The 5221-nt window shown below is 71.3% G+C and carries 5 protein-coding genes, 1 tRNA gene and 1 other RNA gene; 6 read left to right on the forward strand and 1 reads right to left on the reverse strand.

From position 1 onward, the window contains the following. Nucleotides 1–309 precede the first annotated feature (309 nt). Nucleotides 310–394 (reverse strand) — tRNA-Ser (locus PROKR_RS06795). A 175-nt stretch (nt 395–569) separates the two neighbouring features. Here PROKR_RS06795 and ffs point away from each other — a divergent pair. The 6 genes from ffs to PROKR_RS06820 form a co-directional block, all read left to right on the forward strand. Next, nucleotides 570–666: signal recognition particle sRNA small type (gene ffs / locus PROKR_RS31425), an RNA gene on the forward strand. A 380-nt stretch (nt 667–1046) separates the two neighbouring features. Further along, nucleotides 1047–1934, forward strand: a complete 888-nt coding sequence (locus tag PROKR_RS06800; RefSeq protein WP_036960985.1) for a MetQ/NlpA family ABC transporter substrate-binding protein — start codon at nt 1047–1049, stop codon at nt 1932–1934. Further along, nucleotides 1934–2986, forward strand: coding sequence for a methionine ABC transporter ATP-binding protein (locus PROKR_RS06805; RefSeq protein ID WP_051432750.1), 1053 nt, complete (start codon nt 1934–1936; stop codon nt 2984–2986). Before PROKR_RS06800 ends, PROKR_RS06805 begins: the two co-directional genes overlap by 1 nt. Continuing rightward, nucleotides 2983–3645, forward strand: coding sequence for a methionine ABC transporter permease (locus PROKR_RS06810; protein WP_036960988.1), 663 nt, complete (start codon nt 2983–2985; stop codon nt 3643–3645). The genes PROKR_RS06805 and PROKR_RS06810 overlap by 4 nt, the downstream gene beginning before the upstream one ends. Nucleotides 3646–3663: 18 nt before the next feature. Beyond that, nucleotides 3664–3993: a hypothetical protein gene (locus tag PROKR_RS06815; RefSeq protein ID WP_211240050.1), complete on the forward strand. Its 330-nt coding sequence runs from the start codon at nt 3664–3666 to the stop codon at nt 3991–3993. A 72-nt stretch (nt 3994–4065) separates the two neighbouring features. Continuing rightward, nucleotides 4066–5221: DNA polymerase III subunit gamma and tau (locus tag PROKR_RS06820; RefSeq protein ID WP_036960990.1), on the forward strand; the 1156-nt coding region annotated here is incomplete at its 3' end.

Below are 5221 nucleotides of genomic sequence, written 5' to 3' on the forward strand. Positions count from 1 at the left end.
GCGGGCCGCGCCACGGCCGGGTTCGCCAGCGCGACCGAGACGCCGAGGGCGCCGACCGCGCCGGCGGCCGTGAGCACGGTGCGGCGCGAGACTCCCGCGCCACCAGGGATGACGGACATGCGCTCTCCTCCAGGTCAGGGGGTGGTGCCGGTCCACCCGACCAGGTGAAAGTGAGCGTGTCCAGAACGTCGTGTGACGTGTGGGCGAATTGCGAGGTTGGTGCGGCTTGCGTGGCCTGTGGGGCGTCTGAGGCCCCGGAAGCGACGATGACGCGAGACATCGGTGATGTCTCGCGTCATCGAACTACTGCGGAGGATGGGGGATTCGAACCCCCGAGGGCGTTAACCCAACACGCTTTCCAAGCGTGCGCCATAGGCCACTAGGCGAATCCTCCTCGCGCGCCGCACAACGGCGGGCGCGCGACCACGGACCGGAGTCTGGCGCGGCCTGACGAGGATACCGGACGCCGTGCTCGGACAACGAATCGGAGTCCGGGTGGGTCGATGTGAGGTGGCGAACAGCGGGTTCTGCCCGGTTCGGTCCGGGCGTCCGGATCGGTTAGGCTTGCGGCAGACCCCTCGTGCGGCACCATCTCGCCGAACTCCCCCAGGGCCGGAAGGCAGCAAGGGTAAGTGAGCTCTGGTGGGTGTGCGGGGGGTCCTTTCCTGCCCGGAATCTGGCGGGTCCGCCACGATGTGGACACATTTTCGTCCGCATCATGGGATTTACCCCGCAGGGATTGGCTTCGACGTCGTCCGGTGACGCACGATGTCCGCATGACCCGCACCCGGACCTCCGCAACGACGTCGCGCATCTGTCGCGACGCGATGTGTCGCGGCCGCGTGCGCGGCGGGCGAATGCGCGAGCGCTGACAGCGCCGCACGTTCCCGCGGTCCCTCCCGGACCGCCCCGCATCGTCCCGAGCTCGCCACGTTGCTGATGGCCGTGGCCCGCCGTCACCTCACTCCTTCGGCCTGCGCCCGGCGCAGGCCCACCGCATCCTGAGCACAGGCACACCCGCGCCCGTGCGCCCGAGAGGACCACCCATGTCTCGTTTCACCTCCGCCCTGACCACCGGCCTCGCCGTCACGGCCGTCCTGGCGCTGAGCGCCTGCGGCGGCGCCGACGAGGTCGCGCCCGCCACCGGCTCGGCCGACGACCCGGTCCGCATCGGTGTCGTCAACTCCGGCGACGACTACTGGACCACGTTCACCGACCTGGCCGAGGAGGAGGGCATCAGCGTCGAGCTGGTGAACTTCAGCGACTACCAGCTCCCCAACCAGGGGCTGACCGACGGTGACCTGGACCTGAACCAGTTCCAGCACCTGCAGTTCCTCGCGAACTACAACACCGCCACCGGCTCGGACCTCACGCCGATCGCGGCCACCGCCGTCTACCCGCTGGGCCTCTACTCGCTCAAGCACGACAGCGTCGAGGACATCCCGGAGGGCGGCGAGATCGCCATCCCGAACGACGACACGAACCAGGCCCGCGCGCTGCTCGTGCTGCAGGAGGCCGGCCTGGTCGCCCTGCGCGACGGCGGCAGCGCGTTCTCCACGCCGGCCGACGTGCTGGAGGACGAGTCCAAGGTGACCGTGACCCCGGTGGACGCCGCCCAGACGGCGCTCGCGCTGCAGGACGTCGACGCCTCGATCATCAACAACGACTTCGTGGGCGACGCCGACCTGACCTCCGAGGACGCCATCTTCTCGGACGACCCGGACTCCTCCGCCGCCGAGCCGTACATCAACGTGTGGGTGGCCCGCGGGGCCGACGCCGACAACGAGGTGTTCCAGCAGCTCGTCGAGATCTACCACTCCCCGGAGGTCACCGACGGCGTGCTCGAGGCCTCGGGCGGCACCGGCGTCATCAAGGACAACCCGGCCGCCGAGCTGCAGGAGATCCTGGCCGGCATCCAGGAGGACGCCTCCTGATGCCTGTGGCGACCAGCGGCATCATCCGGTTCGAGGGTGCCACCAAGGTGTTCCCGGGCCGGGGCAAGGGCGCCGAGGTGCGCGCCGTCGACGGGGTGACCCTCGACATCCGGGCGGGCGAGATCTTCGGCGTCATCGGGCAGTCGGGGGCCGGCAAGTCCACCCTGGTGCGCCTGATCAACGCGCTCGAGCGGACCACCGGCGGCGACGTCGTGGTCGACGGGACCTCGCTCGGCTCGCTGAGCGAGGCGCGGCTGCGGCCCGTCAGGGCGGGGATCGGGATGATCTTCCAGCAGTTCAACCTGCTGGCCTCCCGGACCGTCTCGGGGAACATCGCCTACCCGCTGGAGGTCGCCGGCTGGTCGCGCGACAAGCGGGAGGCGCGGGTCGCCGAGCTGCTGGAGTTCGTCGGGCTGTCGGACAAGGCGGGGGTCTACCCGTCCACGCTGTCCGGCGGGCAGAAGCAGCGTGTCGGGATCGCCCGAGCCCTCGCCACGAACCCACGCATCCTGCTGGCCGACGAGGCGACGTCGGCCCTGGACCCCGAGACCACGCGTGACGTGCTGGACCTGCTCCAGCGCGTCAACCGTGAGCTCGGGATCACCGTGGTCGTGATCACGCACGAGATGGACGTGGTCCGCTCGATCTGTCACCGCGTCGCGGTGATGGAGCGGGGGCGCGTGGTCGAGGTGGGCGAGGCCTACCAGGTGTTCAGCGCGCCGAACCACGACACGACGCGCCGGTTCGTCGCGACGGCGCTGCGCGACCGGCCCTCGCCCGAGGTGCTGGCCCGCCTGCGTACGCGGCACACCGGGCACATCGTCACGGTCGGCGTGGACGAGGTGGCCGGCTCGTCGGCCGTGCTCACGCGGACGCTGCGCGAGCACGGCGTGGACGGCACGGTCGTGTACGGCGGCATCACGGAGGTCGCCGAACGGCCGTACGGCTCGCTGACGGTGGAGCTCGTCGGTGACGGCGGCGCGGTGGAGGCCGCTGTCGCGGCGCTGCGCGCCGTGACCTGGGTGGACGATCACGGGAGGGCGGACGTATGAACCAGGACTGGGAGCGGCTGACGCCGCTGCTCTGGGAGGCCGCGGGCCAGACGGCCTACATGGTGCTGATCACGCTGCTGATCGGTGGCTTCCTGGGCCTGGCCCTCGGGCTCGGGCTGTACCTGACCCGGCCGGGCAACCTGCTGCAGCACCGGTTCGTGTTCGCCGTGCTGAACCTCGCGGTGAACATCGTGCGGCCCATCCCGTTCATCATCTTCCTGGTGGCGCTCGGCCCGCTGACCCGCGCCGTCATCGGCTCGACGATCGGCATCGAGGCGTTCACGTTCGCGATGTGCTTCATGGCCACGTTCGTCTTCGCGCGGCTCGTGGAGCAGAACCTCGTCTCGATCGACCCCGGTGTGGTCGAGGCGGCCCGGGCCATGGGCGCCTCGCCGCTGCGGATCGTGCGGACCGTGCTGGTCCCGGAGGCGCTCGCGCCGCTGATCCTCGGGTACACCTTCCTGTTCGTCGGCGTGCTCGACATGTCCGCGATCGGCGGCTACCTGGGCGCGGGCGGCCTGGGCGACTTCGCGATCGTCCAGGGCTACCGGCAGTACGACTGGGCGGTGACCGCCGTCGTGGTGGTGATCATCGTGGTGATCGTGCAGGCGGTGCAGTGGCTCGGCAACGGCCTGGCGCGGCGGGCGCTGCGGCGCTGACATGGGAGAGTGTGGCCCATGTCGGACCAGCCGCAAGCCCCGTACCCGGCCCAGCAGCCGCCCGCGCCGCGGCCGATCAGCCCCGCCTACCGGAGGTGGGCCACCGCCCTCGTCTGGATCGCGGTGATCCTGCTGGCGTTCGTGGTCGTCGCGACCGTGGCGAGCTTCGTGCTGCTCGGCCTGGCGAACGCGAGCTCGGACGCCGGCGCGTACGGCTACCTCGCGATCTTCCTCTGGTTCGCGGTCTTCGCGGTGTTCCCGGTCCTCCTGGGCACCGGTATCCCCGGCCTGGTCATGCGGGCGCGCGTGCGCCGCACGCCGCAGGCCCTCGGCGGCACCGCGCCGTGACCTGACGACGTGGCCGTCCGCCTGTGGACGGCCACGTCGTCAGTGTCGGTGGTGGCGTCTATCGTTGCGGGGGTGAGCACCGCCCTCTACCGCCGCTACCGGCCCGAGACGTTCGCCGAGGTGATCGGCCAGGACCACGTCACGGGCCCCCTCATGCAGGCCCTGCGCAGCGGTCGGGTGAACCACGCCTATCTCTTCAGCGGCCCGCGCGGCTGCGGCAAGACGACGTCGGCCCGGATCCTCGCGCGCACGCTGAACTGCGCGAAGAACACGCCCGAGTCGCCCATCGACACCCCGTGCGGCGAGTGCCCCTCGTGCGTCGAGCTGGCGCGCGGCGGCCCCGGGTCGCTCGACGTGGTCGAGATCGACGCCGCCTCCCACAACGGTGTCGACGACGCACGCGACCTGCGCGAGCGCGCCACGTTCGCGCCTGCCCGCGACCGCTACAAGATCTTCATCCTCGACGAGGCGCACATGGTGACGCCGCAGGGGTTCAACGCACTGCTCAAGATCGTCGAGGAGCCGCCGGCCCACATCAAGTTCATCTTCGCGACCACGGAGCCGGACAAGGTGATCGGCACCATCCGGTCGCGCACTCACCACTATCCGTTCCGGCTGGTGCCGCCGGACGTGCTGTCGCCCTACCTGGAGCACCTCTGCGGCGCCGAGGGCATCGAGGTGGGCGGGGGAGTGCTCCCGCTCGTCACCCGCGCGGGCGGCGGCTCGGTGCGCGACTCGCTCTCGGTGATGGACCAGCTCATCGCGGGCGCCACGGGCGGAGTCGTGGACTACGACCTCGCGGTCGGCCTGCTCGGCTTCACCCACGCCACCCTGCTGGACGACGTCGTCGACGCGCTCGCCGCGCGCGACGGCGGCTCGATCTTCCGGGTCGTCGACCAGATCATCGCCACGGGGCACGAGCCGCGCCGGTTCGTCGAGGACGTCCTGGAGCGCCTGCGCGACCTCATCGTCATCGCGGTCTCGGGCGACGCGGCCGACGCCGTGCTGCGCGGCATTCCCAGCGACCAGCTCGAACGGATGCGGACCCAGGCCGGCCGGCTCGGTGTGGCCGAGCTCTCCCGGGCGGCGGACCTCGTGAACGCGGCGCTCACCGAGATGACGGGCGCCACCTCGCCGCGCCTGCACCTCGAGCTCCTGTGCGCCCGTCTGCTCCTGCCCGGTGCCGACGACGGCGCCGCGGGCCTCGCCGCCCGCATCGACCGCCTCG

It is taken from the genome of Promicromonospora kroppenstedtii DSM 19349, from assembly GCF_000515355.1.
In the GTDB taxonomy this organism is placed as follows: domain Bacteria; phylum Actinomycetota; class Actinomycetes; order Actinomycetales; family Cellulomonadaceae; genus Promicromonospora; species Promicromonospora kroppenstedtii.